The organism is Enterococcus sp. DIV1937, from assembly GCF_050535975.1.
Classification (GTDB): Bacteria; Bacillota; Bacilli; order Lactobacillales; family Enterococcaceae; genus Enterococcus; species Enterococcus faecalis.
This window is the reverse complement of the sequence record NZ_CP172909.1, coordinates 117,022-143,871: the sequence shown is the minus strand read 5'-3', so window position 1 is coordinate 143,871 and position 26,850 is coordinate 117,022. Positions and strand designations below refer to the sequence as shown.

Below are 26,850 nucleotides of genomic sequence, written 5' to 3'. Positions count from 1 at the left end.
CCCCACTTGCTTTGGACATTGTCCAATATATCTAGTAAACATCTTCGATCTTTCTATTTCTTAAGCTTTTTATATATTGCATCGTGAATTATTAGCAACTCAATCCCTCAACAGTTGGATACTTTTCCTTAATAAAATAATTAATTTCTTTTTTATTTCCAATCTCTAAAAGTCTTCTTAAAACTCTATTATCTTCTTGATCTAACTTGTAATCTAGGCTTCCTGAAGCAGCTCCTCTATGTTGTTCAATGTTGATGAAATAGTTATCTTTCTTGATTTCTTTCATAAGCGTATAACTATACGGAATGTTATAAACAACTTCAATCTCAAACTTATCCCCTTCAACTTTTACCCAACGCTGATAAAATTCAAATAAATGTGATTTAGGAGATATATCTTTGAAGTCTTGCGTATCTTCTATAGTTGATAAATAATCCAAAAAATATTTTTTTCCTTCTTCATAAGTCATTTCATCTGCTATCAATCTATACCATAATATGTCATTATTACTCTGTGTTGGGTAAATTTCAAAAAAACATTCTAAATCAGTAAGAACATAATAAATAAAGCTATTCGTAGCTTTGCCAGCATAAAAATTTAAAATGTTTTTTTATTTCTTCTGCACAAACGCTTAGAGGATTGTCATTCTGTAATATTTCAATTATGCCCTTTATTCTCAGTTCATCATATTCAGTTTTATACATTTCTTGTCCCCCGTTAGAATATCTAAATACCATCAAAATCGATACTTCTGTTTGCCAAAAACATGTTCAATGCCAAAATTCCTTATAAATAATTTGGGATATAAGTAATTTATTATTATGATTCGCCAAATAATTTTTGGCAAAATCAAGAGCCCAGTCTAAATCATCAAACTCATTTTCAAATCCTGAGGTATATATATTTAATCTTTCTAATAAAATCTCATCGTAAGAATTAATTCTAAACTTTTCATTTGATAAATTTAAGTTATCCACAACTTCAGAATTTTTCCAAATGATTCCACTTTTATCTACAATAAAATAACGTCGCAACAAAATTAAAGTTTTATATCCTCTAGGAATTATTTTATTTAGAGTAGAATTGCTCATTGGAGCATCAAAGTCACACTTTTGTCCTAAATAAGTTAATCCAGAGGTATCTATATAATATTCTAAGTTTGTACTCATATCAAAAGGATGATGAGCAGTAGTCGGATAATCATATTTTATATTCATTTTCATATCCCTCGCTTATTTTTATCTCAAATAAATCGACCTATATTGCATCGAAAAATTACTACCTAGAATAAATCAAGTACTTATCTTCAGAAATCATATCATTATAAAAAAAATCAACAGGGTAACTCATTTGATATTCCTTACATAATTGAGAAATGTTGGGACCGATAGATTGAACAATCGATTTTGCATTTGGACTATCCATTTTCACCACAAAACTAAATTCTTCATTATTCCTCATTAATGCCAAATAAATCCGCTGAATTGTATCGTCATTAACACCAACTTTGATTAAAAAATCAATTAATTCTTTAGGCGGATGATTTGGCAATCCAATTTGGACAGGGGTATCTTTCTTTATAGTATATATAGAGCTAAATACAACTCGATTAAGCTGAACACTATCAGAGTGAGGATTTAACCAAATAAAATCTAAATCAAGATGTTCATTAAATATTTGTATAAGTGTCGGATAGTTCACAGTCGCAAAATTTTTGGCTGCTTTATCAGAAACTAAACTTTGATTGATATCTGTATAGATATTGAGATAGATTTGTTCTTCTTTTGTAGAGAATAAGGTAAATTTCCCCTCTGAATCTAACTCAATAATTAATTGCTCAGCATTCTTCAGCCAATCAACTACTTTTTGAAATCCGATATCATTTCTAGGAAAATCAAAAAAAAGGCTAGGCAATTTCTTTTTTCTTTTAAAATTAAATAATGTCATTTTCTATTCCACCACATTTTGCATTGACATTCATCTAGGACCTAACGATACTAATAAGTGGCAAAGAGTAAATTAATATGTCTTCTGCTCAATCTCAAAAGCATCAGTTATACTTTTTGGCGCTTTCTTTACCAAAATACTCCTCACAAATGTTCCTTGGACAACTAAGCGTGTTGTAGCATTCATATCCCCACAAGTCACCAATGTAATCAACTTCTTACCTGGTTGTACATTTAATAATTCAGTTTTCGTTGGTGCTACTTTTTCTTTGAAATTGACCGTATACTCATAGATATTTACCAAATCCGTCAAATATACCTTATCCCCAAGTTCTACTTTCTCTAAGGGACTAAATAGTAAACCAGGTTCATATGCTCTATGACTTGCAAGACCATAATTTCCTTCACCCATCTTTTGATTTTCAGACATTGTTCCTGCTCCCCATAACAATGCTTCATTCGATATTCCTTTAAAAATAGAGAGATTAAGCGACACTTCAGGTATTGCAATTCCACCAATTACAGGTAATTTTTTATTGGATAACTTAGCTTTTAATACAGCTTCCGGGCTCATCTCATTTACTGTCTGAAAGTTAAAATCCGCTGACTTTTGATTATTTTTTTGCAGTTCTGCTGCGTTTGCACTCTTTAAACTATATATATCTGATTGATTTTTCACAACAAAAGACTCAATTTGTTTATTAAAAATTAGTCCTAATCCTATTAGGAAAAAAAGAAGAATCAATGTTTTTCCAGCGATATTTTTCACATATTTCATTGCCACCATTCTTTCTGTCATTATACTCAATTACGTCTAATCTATCACACATATTTCCTTTGATTACCAAATGAATTATCTTTAACCATACTGCTCCTTAAATACTATATTTCAATTGATTCGCAGAAGGTGTCGGTGTGCTCTCACTATATTTCCTCCTTAAAAACATTAATCATCATCATCTCCGAGAAGACTCAAGACATCTAAAAATAAATTTACAAAGTCTAAATAGATATCTATCGAGCTAGACATAGCTAATAGCCACCACGATTTTTTCGAATCGGCAATGTCATCCCTTAGTTTGTCTAAAAACCGAATTTTAATCATTTGATTGTCATAAGCAACATATAATGTGAAAACAACAACATCTGCTAATAGAATCAGCATATTTAATAAGCTGTTCTGATAATAATACTGAAAGAATCCTAATATGATTATTGCAAATAGTCCACCAAATAAGGGCATTCCCCATCCGGTTAAGTTATTCTTTGTTAAAATACCAAAAAGTGAACTACTTGCAAAAATAATTAATGTCAGTACGAAAGCTTCAAAAATCAGATTCTTATCATAAACTATAGTAACTAATCCAAGCGGGATACCCATAAGTGTTGTGAAACTAATAATCGATACCAGTCCTAGCGCTAAAGAATTGATTCCTTGTGCTATCCACAATAAAAAAATTAGTAGTAGTGATACCACAATAAATACAAAACCGTGTACTGAAAAAAGAACAGTTAGTATTTTCAATAATACATCTGGCTGTAAATACATGTACCACGCCACCGCCCAAGTATAGCCTAATTGAAGCATAAAAATAAAATATACTTTCAAAATATGCTTTAGTAAGAAGGGAACTTCCTCTTCTTTAGGAGCAAACTTGCTCGCTCTCAGTAGTAGATGAAACTTTCCGATATAATTTCCATCTACACTACCAATACTCGTCATTTCCTTTGAGAGGCTCAGTAAATCAGACGAGCTAGAATTTTCTTCAATGTTTGAATGTGCTTGCTTATTTCTTTTCATTTGGTCTTCTTCTTTCATTTGATAATCCACCCGTGCAAATACAGTTAAAAACAAATCGATTATTCTTTTTGTTTACTATTTCTCTCTTTCTTTAAGAACTTGGTATTGATTTCGAAACATAACTACCGCATTCACTAAAAAAAAGATACCTGAGACAATGATCAAGATTGCCAGAACCTGTCCGTTAGGAGTGGCTATATAAGAACCACTTTCATCCACCAATGTTTTTAGTGGTAAGGAAAAAATTGTAATAACTAAAGGAATTATAATGATTAAACTACAAAATAATCGCAAATATAAAGACGGATATGATTTGGCGTGATCCATGCCAATGCCTAATAGTGGAAGAGCTAATCCAATAAGTGGGATTCCAAAAGTAAAGATACTAATAAAAAGAATAGCTCCCCAATCCCAAAATAATAAACCTAAAACAAAAAACACATAACTAACTATCATTATTGTATGAGAAACTTTTCTATCCTGATTTAACACATAAGTTCCCTCCATATTAGAAGTATTTAAAAAAATAATCTAAGCAAACGATTAAGGAGAATCATAAGTCCCAAAATAATAAAAATGATATCCACTATTTTACTCACACACTTGCGTCTCTTCTGTTTGTTTACTATCGGATTTTCAGATCTACCATTAATTTGAGATTTACTCATTCGTGGAACACCTGGATATTTCCCTAAGACAGGACGTACAAAAGTCCTTTTAGGAATGCCACTTTCTACTAGAAAGTGAACCAATGTATTCATTTCATTGTCTTTTTGATTCGTCACAGCCAAAACAATATATAATTCTTCGTAATCCTGCCTATATTCTACTTGCTTTTCTGTTCTTCGATAGAATCGACACCAAACATCAGGCGACACTGCTAACTGCAATAAATCAGTCGTATTGCCCTTGATTGTTCGCCAGCTCAGCGCAACGCCTCGAATATCAGACAATAGAATTTTTTTGGTTGCCCCTAATCCAAAATTGATTAGCATAAAATTTTGATTGCGATCAATAAAAAAATGATACTTATTTATAGGAAGTATAACTTGTACAACTGATACCCAGGCCATAAATAATGCGATACAAATTACACCAAGACTAAAAACTATGTTATGGTCTAGAATCATCATCCAAGCAATCCCGACGAATCCCAGTGTCGTTAATATACAAAAAAAAGTTACAAAGAAACGAAAATGGTATTTAAGAATAAACGTATTTTTTTCTGACATATTGATTCCTCGTCTATTTATTTTGATTTCAGCAATATCTTTCCTTATTTTTTATGACTTCTTTTTTATAGAAGAATTCACGTTCGTTCTCTACGTAAGCAATCTCTAGATGAAGTTTTTTTTGTGCTTTCCCTAAAATATTGAATGTGAAATACATAGTTCCCATCAGTAAAATGAAGAAGACTATTCCATGGATTTTTAAGTTAAGTATTTCAGAGATGTACCAATAACCTACCATAGATAGTTCTGCAACAACTGTGGCAATAACCCATTGTAAAATTGCCATAAAGCGATAACGATACTTTGATTTTTGGATGTTCCTTCTCATAGAATCATTTTGTAATTTCGTCTCATAAAAATTTGGAATAGTAACCCCTCTGCGACTGAATCTCGGTTTACTATACGCCCAATATCCAGTCAGATGGATAACTCGATAGTTTATATCCTGAAAAAATTGAAAAAAGAAAAGCCACAATGGTATTGCTATTAGAACTAAAGCAACTGCTACTATATCTTCTGAAAAATGATAGCTGTATAGTAAGACTTCTCTAATTAACAAAATCCCCATAAAGAACAGCGAAGAAAGACCAGCCAGTATAATAGCAAGCACAGTTATACTGAAAAACAGAAGATACACAATTATTTTTTTCATGAATAATCCTTTCTATTTGTTGAACATCTTTAGAATAGATTGTAATGCTTCTCCTTGACCTTTATATCCAAGCATAAATGGTCGGATAATGAAGGTTTCAGCCACATCGTCAACAGGCTTTACTTTCAATTTATAACCTAATAATATCTTTTTCATTTCTAAAATCTCTATATTCTCTCGTTTCAATAAGTGGATTTCACCACTAATATGTCCTAAAGATGTAATTGGAAGTAAAACTAATTTAACTTCATCAATTGCTAGTATAAAATACGAGCCCCCAACTGTTGACCATACAAAATGAGCACTATGATTGTACAAATTGTTTTGTACTAAATAGTTCTCAATTTCTCTTTTCTTTAATACCATTTTATTTCCTCTATTCTTCAAAATGATCTAACCACTATTTTCCATTCAACTAGTTAAGGCTCATATGATTAGGCAAATCACTCATACAGATTAACATCCATGGAATTTTTTCATCAACATGTTTACCTAATAGTTCCCGATAATAACTAAACTGACTATCTTCAACCATTTCAATAATTTCAATTTCAGCTAATAAAGAATCTTCTTCATTATAATTTTTCAATTGATTTAGCATCTGTATTTTTGCATCAATTAGTAACAATTCGCGCATACGTACCAGAAAGTTCCGACTTTCTTCCTCGATTACCTGTATAAATTCTTCACGTAATTTTTTATAGTATAGAGTAAGATTTGAATATTCTCCTTCAAAAATAATTCCTACTAAATTATCATAATATTCCAAGTATTCCTCTGGCTTTTGTAAATTACATAGTTCCATGTAGCTTCCCTCCGAAAAGTCTTTCACCAAAAATAAGTATTATCATATTCAATAAACCCTATATCAAAACTAAAATGTAGAAATAACTCTCTTAATTTTTCTATTCCCTATATTGAGAATTATACTTAACCATTTCATTTTAATAATATTCAAATCATAGTTTTTTTTTTTGATTTTCTTTAATTCAGAAAAAAATACAAAATACCCACAAATATCCCATTGATTCTAATAGAGTGACAGAAACGTAAAAAGCAACAGGAAAAATAAAAATATGGGTAGGAGGCAATAGTGATTTTAGACAAAGCAATAGACACTTACTGATGATAAAAGCAAGAAAATCGATAAAAACTAACATATTCTTACCGTCAAAATTACATTCGAAAATCGGTATTGATATTATATAACGAAGTATTTTCCTAACTGAGTCAAATTCATAATGGCTTTTTTTATATTGGTTTAGTATAAGAATAGACCATATAGCCATTTTTCTGATCTTTTGTAACACTCTTGTTAAAATCAGTAATCACATTGTTTTGCTCACTTATAAATTTTTCTGGACCAATAGATTTTAATCACTTAATTTCTGATAATAACCAACCAAAAAAATTACGGAAATTGCTAATAGAAAAAGTATCACCAATCCTTTTTTCATACAACCCTTCTTTCCTATTTGTGAATTATATCATTCGCTTAATCCTCGTTATGTTCCCTCAAGAAGGCTTTTATCTCTTTTATGTTCGTGACAATATATTTTCTCCAACATAATACAAAATCGAAACAGTTTTTATTTGATAATCCTTCAAATACTTTTTGAATCTATTTACCCACCAAAGGTAAGGATATGCTTTTTGACAATCAGAACAATAATCCCGATAGAAAATTATTACCTTTTCAGATAATTTTAATTACTGGACTACATCTCGTGAACGAAAATCATGTTGCATTTGTAGAAGACACAAAATCAATAAAGTTGAAGTAACCAGATAAACAAAAATAGTTTTATTAATCAATCAGATCAACCGTTAAAGTACTTCCAAGACTTTTTATTTCCTGAAATTTACCAGATTCCACATCAAAAGATACCTGGTACAACTCTTTTGCCATTTTAAATTTCTCACCAGCTAATTTACTCTGATAAGAAACAATCACTAAACCATCAATTGTATTTTTTTGTATCGTACGATTATAAATCGACAACTTTAATACCTCGGATGTAGTGTTATTTGCATCACCATAGTATCCATGGTCTCCAAAGTAACGATCAATTAACAGATCGTTTAGCAAGGCAGATATAACTTTTTCTCGAGAAAAATACGTATCCGGTGTGAACGAAAATAATCCATTAAAAACATTAGTCACAGCATTTTGATATAATTGATTACCTATATTTCCACTATCATTAACAGCCAAACCCTTTTGGCTTTCTAATTCTTCGCTAATTGTAAGAAAAGATTGATGCTGTGTTTCTAGTTCCTGATTTAATTGATTTTTATCCTTTTTTAATTGTTGAATTTGACTATCTCGATTTTGAATCTGATCATTTTTCATCTGGACAAATGAATAAATACTTCCTCCACCGACCATTAATAATATGATCAAAAAAACGACTTTACCTTTCATACAATTTTCCTTTCTCACTTAATGGGTCTAGCAAAACAAACATCCCCACCACTCAATAAACTTGTAAAGGATGTTCCAAAAGCTTCAATATTTACACTGTCTCCGTTTCCTCCTTCCTGAATTATTTTCGTTTCTTTTCCTTGCCACTTCTCAGTTAAAATCCCCGTATGACCGTTATTTCCTGCTCCTGCTCCTTGATTGACAATCACAACATCACCAGCTTTCGCCTCACTTTCAGATATTTCTTTGAACCATTGATGAGACTCTTTTGCATCACTAGCCATACTCCCTGTATACCACCCCATATTTTTTGGAACTTTGTATCCGGCTTTATTTAATACCAACCAAACAAAACCGGAACAATCGGTTTCTCCAGATTTATTGGGATTCTTTAAATCCTCTCCCAAAGTAGGGGAAGGGTGAACTTGTTTATAGTGAAACCAGCCCAACCATTTATTGGCGACACTGAGAATATCCCCATTAGAAGCGCTACTTACTTCCTCTTCACAATAACCACCATTACTCTCACCAATTGCAGCATTACCCAAAGATGCCTCACTCGCCGGATCACTTGTTCCAAGCTTTGAATACCATGTATCGGCAAAGGATAGCCGTTCATCTAATGCCGGAATGCCGGCTCTTTCAAACAGAGTCTGCCATGACTCTGTTGCTTCATGAACATCTGTCATCTTTAAAGCTTCAATTGCACCTTTCTCGGAACCTCTCAATTCATGGACTAAAAAAGCCAACTGCAAACCCAAATTTGACCATGGCTTCCCCTTTTCTTTCGCAAAATTCATTAGCAGCGTCGTTCTTCCAGCAGTCCATTGTGCCAATCCATGTCCGGAAAGAGGATCATTAGGACGTTCAATAGCAGTTGGATCTAAACCCGATTCACGCTGGAAATTTCCTAACATTCCTGAAATCCCTTGAATTGTTGCTTCTGGAATTTCCTTTTTTATATACGCTGCAATCTGTTTTGCATTTTCTTCCATGGTTTTAGAGTCAATATCGGAAATTGATTCTCCTGCTGCAACGGTACAGTTCTGAGAACTCGTGTTATCAGAGCCGTTACTAAAGAAAGTCATTAGAAATAGGATGCTGAAGAATGCGACAAAACCTTTTACTACCTTACGCATCTGCCTCACCCACTTTTCGTTGAGAGACTCTTTGAACGACATGATTCTCTATATTTATTTGTTTATCTTTTGTACCAGAATCGCCCCTAGTGATCACTTCAATTCGTTGAGTTTTATCATCATTTTGAGTCTTACGTATATGCGGAACTGTAACAGACAAAGGAATTTTTTGATCTGAACGGTCCAGTGCTTTTCGATTAATTACAACCTTTTTACTTGATAAACTACGTTCTGTTAATATTTTTTTCTGTGGCGTTCTAGTAGTATTTGGTATCCCAATCCCACCTTTGTAAGATACAAAATGTGCTTGCGGATTGCTATTTTTACTACTATTCTTCTCTCTTTGTAACGCTAGGGATTTATTATTAGATTCTGAACTTTGCTGTTTTCTCCGTTGACGCGTCTTTTCATCTGGGGCATATTTCCCATAATTTCTTTTAACCCTTTGACTCGTCCTAACAATACCGGACTTAATCATTCCAGCGGTTTGATAAACTTTCTGAGCTCCAGGATGCAACTTCACTGCTACCTTTGTTCCGACTTCCGCCCCTTGTTTAATGATTTGTTTACCAGATTCCTTTGTTTCGTTAGCCTTTTGTTTTACTTGATCCATTACTGCATCAGCTTGTCCTAAGCCCATCTTCTGAAGGATTTCTTTTCTTTTTTTCCACCCGACCAAACTAATGATTCCCTTAACAATCAAATTCACCATGAAGCCTACAATACTTCCTGAGGCAATCAAAGAATCCACAACATTAAAAACCAAGAAAAGTAACAAAACTAGCACACTATAAATTGATTTCTGAAAAATGAATCCTACAAATGATTTAAATCCTTTAAACAACAGATATTCCATATTAGGGAAAAAAGATAAAATCAACAGAAACGGCAAAGCAACTAACATTAAAAGAGCCCCTAGCTGAAAGATAAATCGTATGCAGCCAATCATTAACATTGGTAATCCTAACGTCAGATTTAACATTGGAGAAACGGTGCCAACAATTAATTTATAAACTCCTTTATATGGCTTGAGATATTTTCGATATTTCTCGTTCTTTTCATCCCCCTCCGCTTTTTTTACATTTTCTTCTATTCGCTTTAACGTCTTCTCTGAACCATCTTCTCCTAAAAATTCACTAGCTTTAATATGATCGGCTTCTAACTTCCCAATATCAGTTGTGCCATAATTCATTAACAGGTAAGGTCCAACAACGGCTTTTTGATAATACATCTCCTGAATTTGTTCAATTGCATCTTCACTGTTTGTAGCTACTTCTAATCCTTCAATGCTACTTGTCGCTTGGTATATCAGTCCTTCCACTTCAATTGACCAACTGTCTAAACGTTTTGTGTACTCTTCCCCATGTGATGATATTTGACCATGACCAAACCATGTAAATGCAAAACTGATAACTAGTAGTAGTCGAAACAACCTATTTTGTGCTTGTTTTGGGGATTTCACAAAATACAGATAAACAACATACAAAACATAGATAGCAATCAAACCGATTCCCACAACGCTATAAAGCTGATCGTAAATATTTTTTGAAAATGTAAAAAACAAATGAATCAATTGATCCATTTCAGCTCCCTTATATAATTTTCCAATCATAAACGAGCCGACTTCCCAAACTAATTTATTAAAGCTATAGAAAATATTGGTAACTGACATCATCATATTGCTGCCACTTTCACCAAAAATGAGTTTGGAAAGAGAAAAATCTGAATCTACCATATAAGAAGAGAAAGTATCTAAATCATATGCTCCAACTTTTGTAATATCTGTCCCCTCAGTCGCCGCAAATGCAGTTACTCCAGCCATCAAAAAAAAGACGACTAGTAGTAACATACACATCGTCCTTCTCGAAACCTTTATTCTGTTCAAACGCAGCTTCATATTTGGCCTCCTTCCTTTTTTATGCGACCAATTCTTCAGCCTCGCTATTACTTGTCTTAATTGTCGTTTGTAGTGACTTGGTAACTTCTTCAAACGGGCTATGAACATTCAACTTCCCAACTCGTCCGTATGGATCACGCATCCAACATTGCCCTTTAATCATATGACGCATTTCATTTAGGTTTTCTTTGTTTATCTCCAAACCTAAATGAGATAAAATCTTTTCCCTTTCCGAATCTTCATCAAAAGCGAAAACAACACCATAATTTCCTTTCTCGGCCTCAGATCCCAAATCATCAATAAACTGGGTATCTAAAACTAATTGATTCATTTGTGAACGTCCCACGCGAGCCATGGCGGTGATAATTGCTCTACCGGAATTGGACTTACTGAAGACCCAAGCCTCCGTAAAGTAGACAGCCGTTTTTTTCGTTAAATCTCGTTTACCAAACATTTCGCAAAAACGTCCTAAGCTCACCATCAAACACAATGCTTTTCGATCAACATCAGTATAATCTGAAGCATCTTGATCCTCAGAAGGTAATTTAAGATCTTGAATCTCTAAAATTGTGACCTTTTCATTGAAATCTAGTCCTTTATTCTCTCCATATGAAAAGCCCAATCGCAAGATCGAATCTTGAATTGTGAGACTAAGAAAATTACCATACTCAGCAATATCCGGCGTTGAATGGTCTTTCAAATAGTCTATTACATGCATTAGACCAACAATTTCTCCTTGTTCCTTTCTATCTTGAATCGCTTCTATAGCTTCCAAGACTGCTCCCTTCAATTGAAAATTTGCACCTAAAGGATTCAGTTCATTAATCATATCTTGCGAAACCTGTTTCGCATCATTTCGAGTGAGATAGGTGATTGGATCAAGTACTCCAAAGTTTTCTTTGTTTCTCGCATCCAAGGACACATAGTTAAAGCTACGTAAATGATCAACATATTGTGGATAATGCTCTTGATAATAGGGATCGTTCATAATCTTCGTGAACCAATACCGTTTTTCACCTTTTGGATCGATAAAAAGGCTTTGAACATCTAAAAATGAACTATATAAGAATAGTAATCCCACTAAAAAGGTTTTGCCTTTCCCAGTTTTACCAGTTACCGCAATATGAGGAGCGTCATACAAGGCCCCTTTTATTCCTTCTGCAATTGCTAAAGGATTCAAAAAAACATATCGATTTGAAGCAAAAATCAGATCTTCTAATGGCGTTTTTTCTCCCTGAATCCCATCAGATCCTAGTACATCTTGTCTTCCAATATACCAGCCGGATTCCATACCTAATTCTTCAATAGTCGCGAACATCAATTCTCCAATACATTCCAAAGAAGTTCGCTGTACCCAATGGCGTTGCCCTTCCAAGTCTTGCCCCATAATCATCTTATGAAATAGATTGATCTGATCACGCTTGCCTTTATAAACTTTGACGGTATCATTCAAACTCTTAATGATTTCCAGTGAATGCTCACGAACGTCCTCAGCTGTCTTTCCATATACAATAAAACAACATAACCAATCAACTACTGGCTCCTTCTCATCCATTTTTTTTCGTATATTTTGCACCAGAAAGCGAATTTTTTTCATTCGATTCGATGATTCATCTCCGTCAGACATCTGTTCCAATTCTTCTTCTTTAAAACGATTATTTAACCAACCAAGTTTCGCCCCTAGTCCATTCACTCCTTTGGTTTCGGGATAGTGAATTTTCATTCTTAATTCCACAGGAAAACGTAAATCCTGACAGTAATGGAACAGATTTATATTCTTCATATTTTCTACAGTTTCACCAATTGGCAAAATTGCAATGTAACTTTCATCTAAATCGTCTTCTAGCTTCAAAATCCCTTTTCCTCTGTTCAACGGTGTCAAAACACTATTTTGTATATCTTCGATGGTTTTCCAATGATTCTCTTCATCAATATTATGTTTGATTCCACGAATATACTGCGCACGATTTGCATAGATCATGTCATTCTCTGAAAGTGGGCGAATAGAATATGGAAACAACAGTTGCCTTAGCTCCTTTTCCGTCTGCCGGATCATTTCAAATAGAACATCTTGATTACTAACTTCGTAACCAAACATTTCTAAAATACTTACGGAAATTTCTTCACTTATTCGCTTAATCACATCACGAATATCATCCGCGATATATCCGTCTCGCATTTTCACACCCAATAAAAATGATGAACGATACACCGTGCCTAACTCTTGTTCCAAAACACTAATCGTTTCTTTGGCATAGTATTCACCTAACTCCGGATTTTTTGGATCAAAACCTTCTCCGAGTTTTTTCATTTTATTTCTGAGATTTAAGGTCTTGGGGTACATTGTTAAATCTACATCTTTGTATGGCTCTAACATTCTCATTAAGCGAACCATCATTTCTTTAGTTTCTTGTACTGCTTTTGGATTATTTTGAGAAATTGTTTTTGGCTCCACTCGATAATAAGCCCATATATGACCACGATCGTTCAACAACATATTTTCCTTCAATGCTTTTAGTGGACTATTGATCCTAATCATTCGCTTCTCCTCTTTCCTTCATTAATTTAAAAAGGTCGTATGCTACCAAAAGCATACGACCCTAATGATTAATTAAACTTTACCGATTCATTTATTTCTTTGCGTTTCACTTTAGTCCAGCAACAAAAGGCAATATCTACCCACTCTATCGTGCCATAATAAATTAAGGTATCCCACAAATAGTAATGAATTTTCTTTCCATCCGGTTGTACCTTGTTAAGTAACATAACCGATGTCACTGGCACTGCTATGTAACTTAACATATTCATAAAAGGAATCGTCTCTTGCAAATGCGCAACAATGCCACCAAATAATACTCTAACGAGTCCCGCAATAATAATCCCTGTTACCAAGTCTACTAATACAATAGAAAAGGGTAAACGCACCACATTTGGAATTTCTTGTATATGATAGGGTTCTTTAAAAACAATCGTATAATTGTAAGGTTCCCATTCCATCATTATCCACCAAATACCTTTCCTAATATTTCACCAATCGCATTGAGAACTTTTTCTGGATTTCCCAAGAAATAGTATGATAATGCGCCGATAATTACAGAACTAATAATTCCTGCCGTTTTAGATTTTGCAAAATGCTTTACACAGCTATATACAATCACACCGATAACCGCGTATTTCCCCTGATCTAGCACCCATTGAACAATTGATTGTAATGTCATCCTTCATTCCCCCTTACCTAGTCTGCCCATGTGTGAGTCATTTTCTGTACGTAATATTTTCCCGATTTCTTAATAAGATGAAACGTTAATTGTTCTCTTTGACGAATGTCTGTATCTTTGTCTCTGAAGTTCACATCAGTTTTCACTAGAACTTCTTTCTCATCGCCTCTATAAATATTATTCTCAGCGGTATCCACAGTCACGGCTCCATTCAATCCTTCGGGATATTCCATCATATAGCTCATGTCCGCTGCTTTACTCGATGCGTATTTTTCAAGAAATTCGTTCATGAATTTTTCTGATTCCTCAGTTTCTTCCTGACTAGCCAATTTCATTTTTTCTGGTTGATACGTAATGGCTTTTGATATCTTTCCATTTCCTTTTAACGGAGTAAAATATGGATAGGCAATCACTCGCATGCCTTTTTTTTCTTCCGCAAAGGGAATATTTAATTGTTCTGTATTAGTAACCTTCTGGGGATCATCAATCTCTTTTTTCTCCACCACTGTCTTTCCTTTACCGGCATCTTTTTTCGTCTCAACAATCTTCTTTTGTGAAGTTTCAATTGTATAAGTGATTTCATACGTAGCCGTTTGAATTCCTTCAACATTAGCCAATTGAACAAACGTCATATCTGATAACATCCTTGTTGCATTTGGACCTGTCTCGTTTTCTTTAAGACCTTCAGCATAAAAATCTGAAACCAGCACATTCATTCTTTCTTTGTATTGATTGCTATCTTTAGGTACATTGACGTAACACCTTACAAAACGATCCATAAACGCCTGTATTCCAGGTGTATAAGGCAGATTTTTCTTTTTTTCTCCAGCCAAATCATTCGTTAACTTGGTAATACTTGATTGAATTTCAGATAGATGATTACTGACAGCCATTGCTTTTATATAAGCTCCAACACCCGACAACATTAAGACTATTAGGCTAACCCAAACAATCTTCTTTATTGATTTTGTTTGAATTCCTCGTTTTTTGGGGACTGTTGCACTTTTGTCAGACTCTTTCTTTTTGAATTTGAATTTCATAAGCAAATCCTTCCATTACTTTTCTTTTTGGATTTTTTAATTTTTAGAACTGATTGCTCCTACTACTGAGCTTCGAATGGTAGATTGGACAATACATGGCAAGTAATCTCCGAAGTAACACCAATGAATCTTATCCTTGTTCCAAAAATTTAAAATGCCGCAAGATACTTAATAGTTCTTGCCGCACCAGTTGCTCACCATACACTTTAATATCCCTCGGCTCACTCGAATTGATATACCTAGCCTTATAAAAATCATAACGATAACCTATTGGGGTTCCCAACTTGGTCCGCAGCACGTTCCCTTCAATTATTAAACTAGTTACTTTTGATAATTGCCGTTCAAATAATACTGGAACATATGGTGTATAAGGTAGATCGTTCCGGTGTAAGAAGGAGCATACTTTTTCATATTCTTTTTGTTCCTTTTCTGAAGGATTACTCGGATAGACTAAAAAGCCGTATTTTTCATGTAAAATACGGCTTAATGGAATACTATATTCTTTTTTCATTACTCTACTTTATAAGCTCCGCCCGAACCATGAAACGGTTGTTTGTCCCTGGGACCGCATGGTCACAAGTTATCAATGTTAACAACCCCTCCCCTTCAGAATCAAAAGTAACATACCCATCATTCTTACTGATACTTTGAGTTCTAGTCACTTTATATGTTACTTGCTCACTCTGATAAGTGATCTGAATGAAGTCTCCTTTTTTCACATTTTGTATTCCTCCAAATAATAAACCGGCATCTGTCATGTAATGCCCTGCCAGACTGAAATTTCTCTTACCAGGCTCTTGATTTGCTTTCATGGTACCTGCACCCACACTCAAATTTGACTGACTTACACCTTCTAAAATAGGCAGCTTCATACCAATACTTGGAATTTCAATCATTCCGACGCCTAATGATTGAACAACTTTTACTGCATTAACCTTCTCCATGTCACTCAAAGTTAATGGTTCTACATCTTTTCCTGAATAATCTAATCGACTTTTATCAATCGTTTTTGGTTTTACATTTGTCGAAGGATCTTTGGTAGATGGATTCTTTCTATTTACATATTTAGATTTTGACAACTTAGTTTTAGACTTATTCCCATTTTTTTCCGAGTCTTTTTCCATTTCATCAATCGCTGCCTGCTGTTTCTCTGCTGCTATCTGATCAAAATGATGTTGTTGGTAAGTGTAATAACCAAATATACTTATACCGGCTAAAATTACTGTAATCAGTAAAAGAAGTTGTACTTTCCTATTCTTCAGAAATTTCTTCATGAAAACCTCCAATCTAAAGAGAATACCTTTTTCAGATACTCTCTCTTGTTAGACTATAATTTTCTAAATTTACGAACCATGAATCCAATGCAGCCAATCGCACTAGCAAATCCTGAGATAGCCAAACCAATCAATCCTTTGCTCTGATAATTATCGGAATCAGTTTGAATCAGCACTTCGTGCTTATGATTATTAATTGCCGTATATTCAAAAGTCTGACCATCATCTTTTAGTGTGATATTTTTCTTTTCAAATGAACCTTCATACCCTTCAGGGACTTTCGTTTCCTTTACTGCATAGGTTTCATTTGATTGGATATCAAAAACCACGTTTCCTTCTTTATCAGTCTTCTTAACCGCAACTGTTTTGCCGGCTTTGTCTGTTTCAGTAAATTCTGCTCCAACTACAGCTTTCCCATTCTCATCTTTTTTATGGATGATAATTTTCCCTTTATCTTGGATATTTTTAGCAGTATATTCAAATACTTGTCCATTATTTGCTAACGTAATATTCTTCTGATCAAATGTACCATGATAGCCTGTAGGATTTTTTGTTTCTTTTACTTCATAGGTATTGTTAGACAAAATATCAAAAGATACATCACCATTCGCATCTGATTTTTTAACTGCCACTACTTTGCCAGATTGATCATATTGTGTAAATTCCGCATCTTTTAAAGCTTTATCTGTTTCATCTTTCTTGTGAATAATAATTTTCCCTTTGTCTTGAGTATTATTCGCAGTATACTCGAAAACTTGTCCATTATTTGCTAACGTAATATTCTTTTGATCAAACGTTCCACTATAACCTACTGGATTCTTTGTTTCTTTTACCTCATAGGTATTATTTGAGGAGATTTCAAATTCTACATCTCCCGATTTATCCGTGGTTTTAACTGCAACTGTTTTCCCCGATTTATCATATTGAGTGAATTCAGCACCAGCTAGCGGTTTGTTAGACTCATCTTTCTTATGAACGATAATTTTCCCTTTTTTCGTTAACTTCAATTTTACTTGAGCTGCATCTCCTTGATTATATTCCGCCGTTGATAATCGTTGATTACTTCCCGCAGTCCATACAAAATGGTTCGCTTCTTTATTTCCCTTACCCAAGGTTACAGTTACTTCATCTGGAGCATTGTTTTCTGTTGTAACTACAATTTTTGAACCATCAAGTTTGGCTGAAGCACCTTCTGAAACATTAGCTACATAAAGATCCTTCCCCCCACTTTGAACAGAAAATATAGCAGTATCACCTGCATTTATCGCCTGAGACGTTTTATCAAATTTAACAGGAGTTAATAGTTCATCGACACCAGACTGAATCGTATTCTTTGCTTGATCAACTGCTGCTTGTCGCATCGGCTCCGTTTCAATATTCGTCGCTCCGCGGATGGACCAAATCATTTCTTGACCAGCAATAGCGGAAGTATCATTCCATGTTTCATTAACGACTGTTTGGATCGCGGAAATCTTGTTCGCCTGGTCTTCTCCAACAATACTTGTTAAATTAGATGAAGTATAATTTGGTGTTCCCAGAATGGGTTCCCCTGGATCAATACAAAAAGCGTGTTGACCATTGACCTTATGTGCACGCATGAAGTTTTCCGTATACTGAATTCCATCTGAAGGCCGATTAAATAAAGCAACCCAAATATCTGGAGCAATTGGTTGAATATCTTTAAAATATCCATAGTCTGAACTTGTCTTCACTGCTTTCAGCAATGGTTGGTCCTCCGCTGATACTTCGGCCTCCCCTCCCAAAGCAATGATTCGTTCCATGAAATAACTTCGAGTCTTCTTGTATCCTTCTTGTTGCTTCAAGGTTGAATTATATTCTGAGCTTGAAATAGCTGCTTCACTAACAAATGGAAAATCCTTATTCTCTAATGCACCTTGCAACGAGTTCACATCATCATAATTCACACTAGTAAAATCACTTGGTGGATTTCCTACTTCTTGTGCCATCGTCACCACTGGCAATACAGAACTACTGAATAATGATATTCCCAAATATATTACCGCAACTAATTTACTTGTTTTTTTAACCATTCTTGTTTTTCCTCCATTTCTTAATGCTCCACAATCAGTACAGCACTTTCTTCTTTTTGAACTTCACTAAATCTATTTTTGGCTTCCTTATCTAACACATTCAAAGGAACAAAATTACTTAACAATTCTTTGTATAGCTGAAATACTTGTGTTTCATCTGATATAGAAAAACTTACTTCTTGTCCTTCCTTCAAATTGAATTCTTTATCGTAGGCCATCAAAGCCTGATTCGTGTCCGTTGCTGCAACCAATGCATAACCCGGAGACGCAAACTCATAATATTTCGTAATACTCACCTTCTTTCCGAAAAAATTTATATAATAAAAAAGCCCATGTCCTCATGTGCTTTGAATTGTTTCCATCCAATTTCAAGTTGAATGAAAAAAACTTATTCGTTTTAACTCTGTTGACACCAGATCATTGAATGACTCTCAAATAACAAACAGTCTTACCATCGATAATCTTATAGGTCCGTTGCAAGTGTTTGAAGTACTTCAGAGAGCCTAACAATTCCATCTCTTCAGTATGGGAAAGTTTCATTTCTTTCACTAACTGACTAAGCTGAATCATTCGCTTATTTCGACTATTAAGCCAATCTAATACTTTTTGTTCAATCATCTTTTTTCCTCCAGTCTATTTTGAAATTATTTCCCCGGTATGAGCCAAATACATTTTTCCTTGATCACTTAATAGATCTGATCCTTCGGTTAATTCCCACTCCAGAATTTTTGAATTGGACTCATTTAATTCAGCAGCTTCGATAATTTCTTCGATATAGTTTTCTCCACGAACTGCTCCCACATAATCTGCCATTTTGAGAATTTGACCACAGTAGGCACGAATATAATTGAGTTTCCTCCAAAAGTTAGGCTTTTCTGCTTTGATTGATAAATCTACAAATCCAGTGGCTCCGAGCATTTTATTCCAGCCTTCCCATTTGCTTGTTGTCCCATTTCTATTTTTTTGCCAGAAATATATCTTTTCATCTAGAACACTTCGTACAAGATAGAGCAGTTGACCTCCTTCTAGATAAGCCATGATCAGTTTGTTTGCTACTTTATTTTGAAAACGAACCTCATAGCGGTTCTTCACTTCCATATCTTCTGGACTAACGCCTAATTTTTCAGCCTGTTCAAAATTTTTCTGATAAAAACAACAATACAAATTGGATTGTCTGGAACCAAAGTAAACCGTGGCACCATTTTTTTCACTGCCTATCTCTTTAGCCCCATTCTGATAAGTTTGAATTGCTTGAACTTTTTTGAATGTTGAATCATATTCATTTCGTTCCACTTTTCGCGCCATTTCAGGAAGAGAAACATATTCTAAATAATCATCTATAGCGACATCAATTCTTTTAACAATTCCATTTGCTAAAAAGCAGCGATCAAAAAAAGCTTGCCAATTTTGGTCAAGCTCATTCATTACGTATTCATAATTTCGGCACCCTTTTCCTGCGAGTTGAATTAATACCCCTCTATCATCTCCTTTTTTTGAATTAAGTATCCATATATCTCCATATCGATACAACTCAACATAGCCATACATTCCCGTTGGATACTCAACAAACTTTTCAAACTCCATCAAAAGAATATCTTTTACAACGAAATGAATATCATTTGTTGGTATACGGACTCTTACGTAGTCCAGCATAGCCTTCAAACCTTCCGATTGATTTAATTCATCATAATAAGCAACCAACTCATTATAAAATTCCGTAGAACACTTACGTCTTCCGTTTTCAATGTGTCCAAGATAAGATCGAGAAATGTTAAAGGTATTCGCAACTTCTTCCTGTCTAAGTCCTAACTCCAGCCTGTACTTCTTTAGTTTTGTAATATCAATAACAACTCCTCCTTTTTGTAGCACAATTCAAAATATGCACTTTTTTGCTACAAGGTATTCAAGGGCTAATATCCCTATAACTAGAGGTTTCCGCCGATTTTTTTAGAGGGATAAGTTTTAAAAGTTACCCCCCTATTAGAATATAGGGGTTGCCAGGGTAGGCGCTACGCGCCTACCCTTATTCTCGTGTGTCACTCGCACACCGCTGCTCGCAGTTTGCGAGTCGTCCCCACCGCTACGCTGGCCGGCTCCGCCTTGCGTTTACTTCGTACGCACCTGGGGCCTCCTTCGCAAAACTGTGCGAACCCGTTCTACACAAGAAACGGGTTCCCTAACCGTCAACCGCTTCAGATGCAACAAACTCATTTTCGTTTAGAACTTTCTCTGAAGGATCAATTTTTTGTTTCGGAAATTTTTTGAATTCATCAAAAAAGTCAAAGCTATTAGGCACATATGCCGAAAAGAATTCACTTGTCTGAGCGTCCCCAGCATCGATATATCCTCGACCTTTTTCATTCGTATTATAAAAATCTTTTTCATTTGAGGAAGAGCCAAACATCATGTCATAACCTGTTCGTGATAATTTCCCTACACTAATTCTCAATCCAAAGTTATCGCGTGTAGCCAGCGGTAAATTATTTGCATCTCCACGTTGCATCCCAACTATCAGCATGACTCCAGCTTCACGGCCCTTTAAAATTAACCGGGTAAAGTAGTCATCTACTTCCGCCAGAGCTTTCATATCTCTAGACAAACTTTGATAAAACGCCTGCCATTCATCAATAACCAAGAAGTAAGGTTTCAAATCATAAGCTGTATAATCCGATCCATAAATGAATCTTTCCGGATCAATCATATAAGCATAACGGGAATCCATTTTTTCTACCGCTTGTCTTAGACACTGAATAATTTGTGCTTTTGTACTGAAAACATGTCCTTCAAAAACAGGAGCACGATCAAGGGTTTTTAGACTTGATCCTTTTCCATCACAAACATCGACCTGACCAATCTTTAAGCACGCTAAAATCATAGAAGAAATCAAATAGGTTTTACCACCATTTGTACCGCCTGTGATTAAGCAGTGACTTACTTTATCAATTCGCCACCAAATATTCTTCATTAACTGAATTCTATTAGGTTTTACTTGCATCTCTGTAACTGAAATCCTATTAGAACGGGCACTTGTAGCAAACATAAACTTTAAGTACCCTTTCTCTCTTGTCGTTTCAATACCATCAACAAAGAGTACCTTCTCTAATCTAGATGACAGTTCTTCAAATTCTCTTTGGAACCTATTTCCGTCTAAGGGGAAGTAAATCGCAATTTGATCCTTTTTCTTGCGATAAAAAATTTTTGGCCTGTAAATGACTTTCGCTTTTTTACGGGAATCTCCCTTCTTTCTCTGATTATCATAAATAATCCACTGATTTTCATGAACCATTTTAGCTAAACGAGATCTATGATCTACTCTAGAGAAAAAGCCATTTCGTTTAAACGACCATTGCCAAAACATGCATACCATAATATAGCTAAGAGCAAGTATCAAAATCGGCAACAGAAACAATCGAATAACGGGAAATACATTTAAATCTCGCTGCTTCAATAAATGGTTTACCGGATCATAGAGCCACTTGAAACAAGCAAAAGATATTACTAGTAGAAAAGGAGTCCATAATAATAAACGATAAATGGAGTTAATATGTTTATGAAAAGGTCGAATCCGTATCCCGCGATATACAAATAAGGAATCCATTAGTTATTGCCTCTTATTTTCCTTTTTCACTATTATCTTTGGCTACTTGTTTATCAGTTTTAGCGGTTTTTTCCATACTTTCCGCAACAATCGAAAAACCCGTAATCGCATCTACTACATTACGACTTCCTTGTGGCAACACTGCCCAAGCTGTTGCTTCCTTTACTCCCTTTAATAAGACTTCATCTCCATATTTTAAGTTCAAGCTACTCAGATTAAACATTGGCGGTAAATCCACATTAAAGTTAGTTTTTTGTTCTGAACTTACAAGCTCAACACTAATCGCTCGAATTTCATCCGTTCGCTCGCCATCCTCATTGTTTACAAATTTCGTAGGACGCTCCTGCACAAAAGTTAACGTACCCACACTCTCATTAAACAAAACAGGAATAGTCTCATCACTAAATCCATTTTCATCACGCAATACAAAAGGTGCTTGTTTAGCCATTTTGTCCACCTACCAATTCAATTTTTTCTGCAATTAATAATTTACTTGGACGTGCAATAACTTCTCCATCCTCGGTTACACCAGGTACTGCTTCGATCTCAATTCTTGGATTTACTAAACGAACTTTCTTTTGGAAAAAGTCTCCCACCAATGCTCCAGCTGTTGGAACACGAACCATAAATGATCCTACTTTATCCGAAGTTAAAGAAATGATTTCTGCTTCTTTTCTAGCACGCCGGCGTCTTCCCCGACCATTGGAGTCTTTCATAACTGTTTCTACTGATTGAACATAATCAATTGATCCCAAAAAACTTTCTGGGATTTTCACATATTGTAATGGCATCTAAAATCTCCCTTTCTAAATTTACTTTCTTAAAAGTCTTTGTCAGTATTTCTACTACCTAATCCAAAACATCCCATCATCAACGTATAGAATATTCCCACTAAACCGCCAATCTCTTCCTAAAGCTTCATAATCAAGATAAAACTCTAGATCTTTTGGAACGTTGATAAGTCCCTCATCAACAATATATTCCCCATAGGATTTGTCATCAGTAACTCCTTCAGCAAAAATGATATCTTCCCATTCTTTTAGTAATTCACCAATATCGCCATAATAGTCACCAATCAATTCATTCATATGTCTCAAAATATAGTCAGGAACTTCATCTAACTGTTCGGCTATTTCATTCAGTTTTTCTATTGAATCAAACTCCTTAATATCAAAAGGTGCCTCATAATCAGTGATAACATACTCATCAAAATCGTCATCAAGCCCAAATTTTCTGGATAGATCATTCGTCGATACCGGCAACTCAAACCAGTTTCCTCGCCCCCTATTTCTTTCTGATAAACTTTCTACATAAATTTGCACTACAAAATCACCCCCTTTCAAAAATCAGAATTCTTACTCTCCTGACTAGCTTTACAACTTGGACAACCTTATTCTTTCCGAAAAAAAAGAAGAGACTTATATAGTCTCCCCTAATTGAATATTGAAATTTTGTTTTTTTATGGGAATAAAAAGATCACTCTCAAGCTGTTTCTAATTGCACTTACATTGCACTTTTTTAATTTTTTATGCTTTGTAATCCATTCTAATATCAAACGAAATTCCCTGATACATCACCATTTCTTCTAATACTCCACATCTCAAAAATTGAGTGGGAATAACAATAAACCCGCTAGAAAACCTATAAATAGGTTTTCTAGCGGGTTTATTTTTTATTGGTCACACTTTCCTCCCACCATTCTCCATTTTTCCTTTGCTCCACCGCCCTCAAAGTCCTATAATTTAATCATAAGAATAATGGCTATTAATAAAATTTATCAATAAAAAGGAAGCGATTTCAACATGTCAAAAAAAACTTTTCTTAAGTATGGTTTTGTTGTCCTCTTCATAGGAATTTTTTTACTTCGTGCCCAAAAATTTATTTCTGAGCCCCTTTCGTACCTTTTTTCGGGTATTCTTTTGCTTATTGTTGCGTATTTAATACTCGTGAAAAAAATGAACTTTTTCTCAAGTTTGCTCACTGTTACCGATCAACCTTCTTCTACCCAACAACGATTAGGTCAACTTTCTGGTCTTGTCAGTTTATTGATTGGTTTACTTCTGGTAATTCTTAGCTTCATTTTCTTTCTCCAACTTTGATTCCCCCTTGACTCTCCCTTCACTCTTGGCTATGATTACCTTAGCAAGTACAATGGTGTACTGTGAACAGTCGAGCAACGGCGCTCAAAAAGATTGGCTTTCGTGCATTCTTTTTGAGGGCTTTTTATTTTTAGAAAGTAGGGAAATTGAATGGAAAAAATGTACCGCAGTCCGTATGAAGCGTACCCGTATCTATCTTCTAAACCAGAAGATTTACGATGTGATTTTGAATTAATGACTGATGAATTGGCCTCGATGACAGGTCTTCTACGAGGATACGTGCAACAATTAGACGTCCCTGAACAGCCTGCACTAACAGAAGAACTAGCCAAAATTTGCGAGTTAATCTACCATGTCAATCCAACGACCCGAACAAAATTAACAGTCACAGAGGAAGAAATAGCCTGGCTTTTGGAACGTGTCAATGCTATGAATGAACTGACATACGAAGAAAATCGTCCTTTTGTTTTACCGATGGGCACAATCTGTTCCTCTTATGCACACATTTTAAGAGCCAAAGCCAAAAATATTGTTCGTTTACTTTATCGCATGGACTATGGTGGTAAAAAAATTGATCCGCAGCTGTATGATGTAGTCAACTTACTCTCAGGTTACTTTTTCATGTTAGCTTTGTATCTAAATCAGCTCGAAAATGGTGAAGAAGTTCCCTTTGTTTCTCGCAACTATTCTATTTAATTTGGAGGAAGATGATGAATTCATTGCCAATACTTGAAAAAGCAGTGGGCGCGATCACCCTGCTTTCCGAAGAAAAACAAAATGCCGAATATGAAGGCTTTTTATGTCAAGTTAATGAATCGCAACAACTTATCCGCAGTCGTTTAGCCAAAAAAACGCCGAAAAAAGAAGGCTATTTTGCAGCCTTCTGGGAAAAAAATCAACAAAATCAGAACGAAGCCTTTGATGCAACGGAAGCCCCTGAAATGTTAGCAATTGTCATTGCTGATCAAGAAAAGCAAGGTCTCTTTCTTCTGCCGAAAGAATGTTTAATCCAACAAAAAATTCTCAAAACGAATCAACAAAAAGGCAAAATGGCGGCCCGTTTTTATCCTTCTTGGTGCCAAAACCTTAATCAAACCGCCAAAAAAACACAAAAATGGCAACTAGCTTACTTTACTGATTTATCTAAATACTAAAAACGTCAGCTGGCTTCAGAAGCCAGCTGACGTTTGTTTCTTCTACTGTTTAACCAATTGGTGGCGTACCTTCTGCGTTCCCAGCAATCGCTTCGATTTGAATCTGAGCACCTTTTGGTAAATCCGTCACACCAATCACTCTTCTTGCAGGCGTGCCTTCAGGGAAGTACGTTTGGTAGACGTCATCTACTGCCGCCAGCTCTTCAATCTCTTTCACAAAAATGTTCACTTTCACCAGATCAGCTAAGCTGTGATCCACACTTTCAATAATCGCTTTAATATTTTCTAAACATTGCGTCGTTTGTTCCTTGATTCCGCCAGCGACTAACGCATTTGTTTTAGGGTCCAATGGTAGCTGAGCTGATAGATGGTTGTAATGAGAAAAAGCAACAGTTTGTGTCGAAAATGGACACTTCGGTGCGTGCTCTGTATTATTTGCTTCAATAATTAATCCATGTCGATCTTCAATCGCTTGTGGTGGCGTACCATCCCCATGAGAAACCACCGCTTCTACTTGCACCGCCGCGCCCATTGGTAAATCAGCAACAGCAATCACTGTTCGTGCTGGCATATAATTGACCGTGCGCGCAATTCCTGAATCTGGGAAAAAAGCGGCATGTACTTGATTGACAGCTTCCAGCTTAGATAAATCTTTTAAATAAATGTTGATCTTCACAATATCATCAAAAGGCACATCAATACTGGTTAAAATGGCTTTTATGTTTTTCAAACATTGCTTTGTTTGCGTTTTAACACAGCCAGCCACAACTCTGCCCGTTTGAGGATCTATAGGCAATTGTGCAGACAGATTGTTATAGTGAGAAAACGCGACCGTTTGACTGGCTAGAGCATCAATTGGTGCCTGAACAGTCTGATTTGTTAATTTAATTAAATCCCCAGCTTGAGGTGCATTAGGGATAGTTCCTTCCCCATTTGAAACAAGTGCCTCCATTTGAACAGAAGCGCCTAACGGCAAATCTGCGACGGCAACCACTGTTTTAGCTGGATAATAATGGGTAAAAAAGGCCGCATAGACCTCCTCAACTGCGGCAGCATCCCGCATATCTTTGACAAAAATGGTCATTCTGACAATGTCACTCATCACATGGTTGATACTTTCAACAACCGCTTGGATATTTTTCAAACATTGTGTCGCTTGGGCCCGAATGCCACCTTCTACCAATTGTCCAGAGGTTGGCTCAATAGGTAACTGTGCCGACAAATGATTATAGTGGGAAAATGCGACTGTTTGGGCTGCGAGAGGATGCTTTGGTGCACGCTCTGTATTTCTTGCTAAGACGATATTTTCATTACTCATAACTCT

31 protein-coding genes are annotated in these 26,850 nt (G+C 35.2%); 3 read left to right on the top strand and 28 right to left on the bottom strand.

The window, feature by feature from the left end:
• Positions 1–91: 91 nt before the first annotated feature.
• The 27 genes from IGL13_RS00645 to IGL13_RS00515 form a co-directional block, all read right to left on the bottom strand.
• Positions 92–469, bottom strand: a complete 378-nt coding sequence (locus tag IGL13_RS00645) for a hypothetical protein (RefSeq protein ID WP_194180252.1) — start codon at positions 467–469, stop codon at positions 92–94.
• A 301-nt stretch (positions 470–770) separates the two neighbouring features.
• On the bottom strand, positions 771–1,217 hold the full coding sequence (locus IGL13_RS00640; RefSeq protein ID WP_194180251.1) for a hypothetical protein: 447 nt from the start codon (positions 1,215–1,217) through the stop codon (positions 771–773).
• A gap of 61 nt (positions 1,218–1,278) precedes the next feature.
• Positions 1,279–1,947 (bottom strand): enhanced serine sensitivity protein SseB C-terminal domain-containing protein, encoded by a 669-nt coding sequence (locus tag IGL13_RS00635; RefSeq protein WP_194180250.1) that lies wholly within the window; start codon positions 1,945–1,947, stop codon positions 1,279–1,281.
• A gap of 72 nt (positions 1,948–2,019) precedes the next feature.
• Positions 2,020–2,745 (bottom strand): class A sortase, encoded by a 726-nt coding sequence (locus IGL13_RS00630; protein WP_228076923.1) that lies wholly within the window; start codon positions 2,743–2,745, stop codon positions 2,020–2,022.
• A 147-nt stretch (positions 2,746–2,892) separates the two neighbouring features.
• On the bottom strand, positions 2,893–3,765 hold the full coding sequence (locus tag IGL13_RS00625) for a Bax inhibitor-1 family protein (RefSeq protein ID WP_194180249.1): 873 nt from the start codon (positions 3,763–3,765) through the stop codon (positions 2,893–2,895).
• Positions 3,766–3,822: 57 nt separating this feature from the next.
• Positions 3,823–4,239 carry a hypothetical protein gene (locus tag IGL13_RS00620; RefSeq protein WP_194180248.1) on the bottom strand — a complete coding sequence of 139 codons (417 nt, stop codon included), beginning with the start codon at positions 4,237–4,239 and terminating at the stop codon, positions 3,823–3,825.
• Positions 4,240–4,265: 26 nt separating this feature from the next.
• Positions 4,266–4,979, bottom strand: coding sequence for a hypothetical protein (locus IGL13_RS00615; RefSeq protein ID WP_194180247.1), 714 nt, complete (start codon positions 4,977–4,979; stop codon positions 4,266–4,268).
• A 28-nt stretch (positions 4,980–5,007) separates the two neighbouring features.
• Positions 5,008–5,631, bottom strand: a complete 624-nt coding sequence (locus IGL13_RS00610; protein ID WP_194180246.1) for a hypothetical protein — start codon at positions 5,629–5,631, stop codon at positions 5,008–5,010.
• Positions 5,632–5,643: 12 nt separating this feature from the next.
• Entirely contained in the window at positions 5,644–5,997 is a 354-nt protein-coding gene (locus IGL13_RS00605; protein ID WP_194180245.1) for a hypothetical protein, read from the bottom strand.
• Between the two features lie 49 nt (positions 5,998–6,046).
• Entirely contained in the window at positions 6,047–6,436 is a 390-nt protein-coding gene (locus IGL13_RS00600) for a DUF7006 family protein (protein WP_194180244.1), read from the bottom strand.
• Positions 6,437–7,438: 1,002 nt separating this feature from the next.
• Positions 7,439–8,056, bottom strand: a complete 618-nt coding sequence (locus IGL13_RS00595) for a hypothetical protein (RefSeq protein WP_194180243.1) — start codon at positions 8,054–8,056, stop codon at positions 7,439–7,441.
• 14 nt (positions 8,057–8,070) lie between these two features.
• The gene (locus IGL13_RS00590) at positions 8,071–9,195 is read right to left on the bottom strand and encodes a phage tail tip lysozyme (RefSeq protein WP_194180242.1); all 1,125 of its coding nucleotides are present in this window, start codon (positions 9,193–9,195) and stop codon (positions 8,071–8,073) included.
• Positions 9,188–11,044, bottom strand: a complete 1,857-nt coding sequence (locus IGL13_RS00585) for a CD3337/EF1877 family mobilome membrane protein (protein WP_194180241.1) — start codon at positions 11,042–11,044, stop codon at positions 9,188–9,190. The genes IGL13_RS00590 and IGL13_RS00585 overlap by 8 nt, the downstream gene beginning before the upstream one ends.
• A gap of 67 nt (positions 11,045–11,111) precedes the next feature.
• Positions 11,112–13,631, bottom strand: coding sequence for an ATP-binding protein (locus IGL13_RS00580; protein ID WP_194180240.1), 2,520 nt, complete (start codon positions 13,629–13,631; stop codon positions 11,112–11,114).
• Between the two features lie 68 nt (positions 13,632–13,699).
• Positions 13,700–14,092, bottom strand: a complete 393-nt coding sequence (locus IGL13_RS00575; RefSeq protein WP_228076921.1) for a TcpE family conjugal transfer membrane protein — start codon at positions 14,090–14,092, stop codon at positions 13,700–13,702.
• A complete protein-coding gene (locus tag IGL13_RS00570) occupies positions 14,092–14,310 on the bottom strand; it encodes a TcpD family membrane protein (protein WP_061100582.1) in 219 nt (72 codons plus the stop codon). The genes IGL13_RS00575 and IGL13_RS00570 overlap by 1 nt, the downstream gene beginning before the upstream one ends.
• A gap of 17 nt (positions 14,311–14,327) precedes the next feature.
• Positions 14,328–15,350 (bottom strand): conjugal transfer protein, encoded by a 1,023-nt coding sequence (locus IGL13_RS00565; RefSeq protein WP_194180239.1) that lies wholly within the window; start codon positions 15,348–15,350, stop codon positions 14,328–14,330.
• Positions 15,351–15,480: 130 nt separating this feature from the next.
• Positions 15,481–15,861, bottom strand: coding sequence for a hypothetical protein (locus IGL13_RS00560; RefSeq protein ID WP_194180238.1), 381 nt, complete (start codon positions 15,859–15,861; stop codon positions 15,481–15,483).
• Positions 15,862–15,865: 4 nt separating this feature from the next.
• Positions 15,866–16,624, bottom strand: a complete 759-nt coding sequence (locus IGL13_RS00555) for a class A sortase (RefSeq protein WP_194180237.1) — start codon at positions 16,622–16,624, stop codon at positions 15,866–15,868.
• Positions 16,625–16,677: 53 nt separating this feature from the next.
• Complete coding sequence (locus IGL13_RS00550) at positions 16,678–18,675, bottom strand: MSCRAMM family protein (protein ID WP_194180236.1); 1,998 nt, start codon at positions 18,673–18,675, stop codon at positions 16,678–16,680.
• A gap of 20 nt (positions 18,676–18,695) precedes the next feature.
• Positions 18,696–18,971 carry a hypothetical protein gene (locus IGL13_RS00545; protein WP_194180235.1) on the bottom strand — a complete coding sequence of 92 codons (276 nt, stop codon included), beginning with the start codon at positions 18,969–18,971 and terminating at the stop codon, positions 18,696–18,698.
• Between the two features lie 121 nt (positions 18,972–19,092).
• A complete protein-coding gene (locus IGL13_RS00540; RefSeq protein WP_194180234.1) occupies positions 19,093–19,293 on the bottom strand; it encodes a hypothetical protein in 201 nt (66 codons plus the stop codon).
• 15 nt (positions 19,294–19,308) lie between these two features.
• Entirely contained in the window at positions 19,309–20,544 is a 1,236-nt protein-coding gene (locus IGL13_RS00535; RefSeq protein ID WP_194180233.1) for a replication initiation factor domain-containing protein, read from the bottom strand.
• A 307-nt stretch (positions 20,545–20,851) separates the two neighbouring features.
• A complete protein-coding gene (locus IGL13_RS00530) occupies positions 20,852–22,273 on the bottom strand; it encodes an FtsK/SpoIIIE domain-containing protein (RefSeq protein WP_194180232.1) in 1,422 nt (473 codons plus the stop codon).
• Positions 22,274–22,286: 13 nt separating this feature from the next.
• Complete coding sequence (locus IGL13_RS00525; RefSeq protein WP_061100591.1) at positions 22,287–22,721, bottom strand: DUF961 family protein; 435 nt, start codon at positions 22,719–22,721, stop codon at positions 22,287–22,289.
• Positions 22,714–23,064, bottom strand: a complete 351-nt coding sequence (locus IGL13_RS00520) for a hypothetical protein (RefSeq protein WP_194180231.1) — start codon at positions 23,062–23,064, stop codon at positions 22,714–22,716. The genes IGL13_RS00525 and IGL13_RS00520 overlap by 8 nt, the downstream gene beginning before the upstream one ends.
• A gap of 54 nt (positions 23,065–23,118) precedes the next feature.
• Complete coding sequence (locus IGL13_RS00515) at positions 23,119–23,595, bottom strand: antirestriction protein ArdA (protein WP_194180230.1); 477 nt, start codon at positions 23,593–23,595, stop codon at positions 23,119–23,121.
• Positions 23,596–24,075: 480 nt separating this feature from the next.
• On the opposite strand from IGL13_RS00515, the gene IGL13_RS00510 reads away from it, so the two are divergent.
• The 3 genes from IGL13_RS00510 (at position 24,076) to IGL13_RS00500 (ending at position 25,526) form a co-directional block, all read left to right on the top strand.
• Positions 24,076–24,372 (top strand): hypothetical protein, encoded by a 297-nt coding sequence (locus IGL13_RS00510; protein WP_002391749.1) that lies wholly within the window; start codon positions 24,076–24,078, stop codon positions 24,370–24,372.
• Between the two features lie 150 nt (positions 24,373–24,522).
• Positions 24,523–25,068: an ATP:cob(I)alamin adenosyltransferase gene (locus IGL13_RS00505; protein ID WP_002401626.1), complete on the top strand. Its 546-nt coding sequence runs from the start codon at positions 24,523–24,525 to the stop codon at positions 25,066–25,068.
• Between the two features lie 14 nt (positions 25,069–25,082).
• Complete coding sequence (locus IGL13_RS00500; RefSeq protein ID WP_002356140.1) at positions 25,083–25,526, top strand: MepB family protein; 444 nt, start codon at positions 25,083–25,085, stop codon at positions 25,524–25,526.
• Positions 25,527–25,575: 49 nt separating this feature from the next.
• Here the strand turns inward: IGL13_RS00500 and IGL13_RS00495 are convergent, their stop codons facing one another.
• Complete coding sequence (locus IGL13_RS00495; RefSeq protein ID WP_002356139.1) at positions 25,576–26,844, bottom strand: RidA family protein; 1,269 nt, start codon at positions 26,842–26,844, stop codon at positions 25,576–25,578.
• Positions 26,845–26,850: the final 6 nt, after the last annotated feature.

What these genes read in the sequence shown, in the direction of transcription:
- IGL13_RS00600 (WP_194180244.1), bottom strand. Translation starts at nt 6,436, where the DNA reads ATGGAACTATGTAATTTACAAAAGCCAGAGGAATACTTGGAATATTAT.
- IGL13_RS00605 (WP_194180245.1), bottom strand. Translation starts at nt 5,997, where the DNA reads ATGGTATTAAAGAAAAGAGAAATTGAGAACTATTTAGTACAAAACAAT.
- IGL13_RS00570 (WP_061100582.1), bottom strand. Translation starts at nt 14,310, where the DNA reads ATGACATTACAATCAATTGTTCAATGGGTGCTAGATCAGGGGAAATAC.
- IGL13_RS00550 (WP_194180236.1), bottom strand. Translation starts at nt 18,675, where the DNA reads ATGGTTAAAAAAACAAGTAAATTAGTTGCGGTAATATATTTGGGAATA.
- IGL13_RS00530 (WP_194180232.1), bottom strand. Translation starts at nt 22,273, where the DNA reads ATGGATTCCTTATTTGTATATCGCGGGATACGGATTCGACCTTTTCAT.
- IGL13_RS00525 (WP_061100591.1), bottom strand. Translation starts at nt 22,721, where the DNA reads ATGGCTAAACAAGCACCTTTTGTATTGCGTGATGAAAATGGATTTAGT.
- IGL13_RS00495 (WP_002356139.1), bottom strand. Translation starts at nt 26,844, where the DNA reads ATGAGTAATGAAAATATCGTCTTAGCAAGAAATACAGAGCGTGCACCA.
- IGL13_RS00505 (WP_002401626.1), top strand. Translation starts at nt 24,523, where the DNA reads ATGGAAAAAATGTACCGCAGTCCGTATGAAGCGTACCCGTATCTATCT.
- IGL13_RS00595 (WP_194180243.1), bottom strand. Translation starts at nt 8,056, where the DNA reads ATGAAAGGTAAAGTCGTTTTTTTGATCATATTATTAATGGTCGGTGGA.
- IGL13_RS00625 (WP_194180249.1), bottom strand. Translation starts at nt 3,765, where the DNA reads ATGAAAGAAGAAGACCAAATGAAAAGAAATAAGCAAGCACATTCAAAC.
- IGL13_RS00645 (WP_194180252.1), bottom strand. Translation starts at nt 469, where the DNA reads ATGACTTATGAAGAAGGAAAAAAATATTTTTTGGATTATTTATCAACT.
- IGL13_RS00640 (WP_194180251.1), bottom strand. Translation starts at nt 1,217, where the DNA reads ATGAATATAAAATATGATTATCCGACTACTGCTCATCATCCTTTTGAT.
- IGL13_RS00585 (WP_194180241.1), bottom strand. Translation starts at nt 11,044, where the DNA reads ATGTTACTACTAGTCGTCTTTTTTTTGATGGCTGGAGTAACTGCATTT.
- IGL13_RS00615 (WP_194180247.1), bottom strand. Translation starts at nt 4,979, where the DNA reads ATGTCAGAAAAAAATACGTTTATTCTTAAATACCATTTTCGTTTCTTT.
- IGL13_RS00500 (WP_002356140.1), top strand. Translation starts at nt 25,083, where the DNA reads ATGAATTCATTGCCAATACTTGAAAAAGCAGTGGGCGCGATCACCCTG.
- IGL13_RS00565 (WP_194180239.1), bottom strand. Translation starts at nt 15,350, where the DNA reads ATGAAATTCAAATTCAAAAAGAAAGAGTCTGACAAAAGTGCAACAGTC.
- IGL13_RS00630 (WP_228076923.1), bottom strand. Translation starts at nt 2,745, where the DNA reads ATGACAGAAAGAATGGTGGCAATGAAATATGTGAAAAATATCGCTGGA.
- IGL13_RS00540 (WP_194180234.1), bottom strand. Translation starts at nt 19,293, where the DNA reads ATGATTGAACAAAAAGTATTAGATTGGCTTAATAGTCGAAATAAGCGA.
- IGL13_RS00610 (WP_194180246.1), bottom strand. Translation starts at nt 5,631, where the DNA reads ATGAAAAAAATAATTGTGTATCTTCTGTTTTTCAGTATAACTGTGCTT.
- IGL13_RS00510 (WP_002391749.1), top strand. Translation starts at nt 24,076, where the DNA reads ATGTCAAAAAAAACTTTTCTTAAGTATGGTTTTGTTGTCCTCTTCATA.
- IGL13_RS00575 (WP_228076921.1), bottom strand. Translation starts at nt 14,092, where the DNA reads ATGATGGAATGGGAACCTTACAATTATACGATTGTTTTTAAAGAACCC.
- IGL13_RS00555 (WP_194180237.1), bottom strand. Translation starts at nt 16,624, where the DNA reads ATGAAGAAATTTCTGAAGAATAGGAAAGTACAACTTCTTTTACTGATT.
- IGL13_RS00590 (WP_194180242.1), bottom strand. Translation starts at nt 9,195, where the DNA reads ATGCGTAAGGTAGTAAAAGGTTTTGTCGCATTCTTCAGCATCCTATTT.
- IGL13_RS00635 (WP_194180250.1), bottom strand. Translation starts at nt 1,947, where the DNA reads ATGACATTATTTAATTTTAAAAGAAAAAAGAAATTGCCTAGCCTTTTT.
- IGL13_RS00580 (WP_194180240.1), bottom strand. Translation starts at nt 13,631, where the DNA reads ATGATTAGGATCAATAGTCCACTAAAAGCATTGAAGGAAAATATGTTG.
- IGL13_RS00520 (WP_194180231.1), bottom strand. Translation starts at nt 23,064, where the DNA reads ATGCCATTACAATATGTGAAAATCCCAGAAAGTTTTTTGGGATCAATT.
- IGL13_RS00560 (WP_194180238.1), bottom strand. Translation starts at nt 15,861, where the DNA reads ATGAAAAAAGAATATAGTATTCCATTAAGCCGTATTTTACATGAAAAA.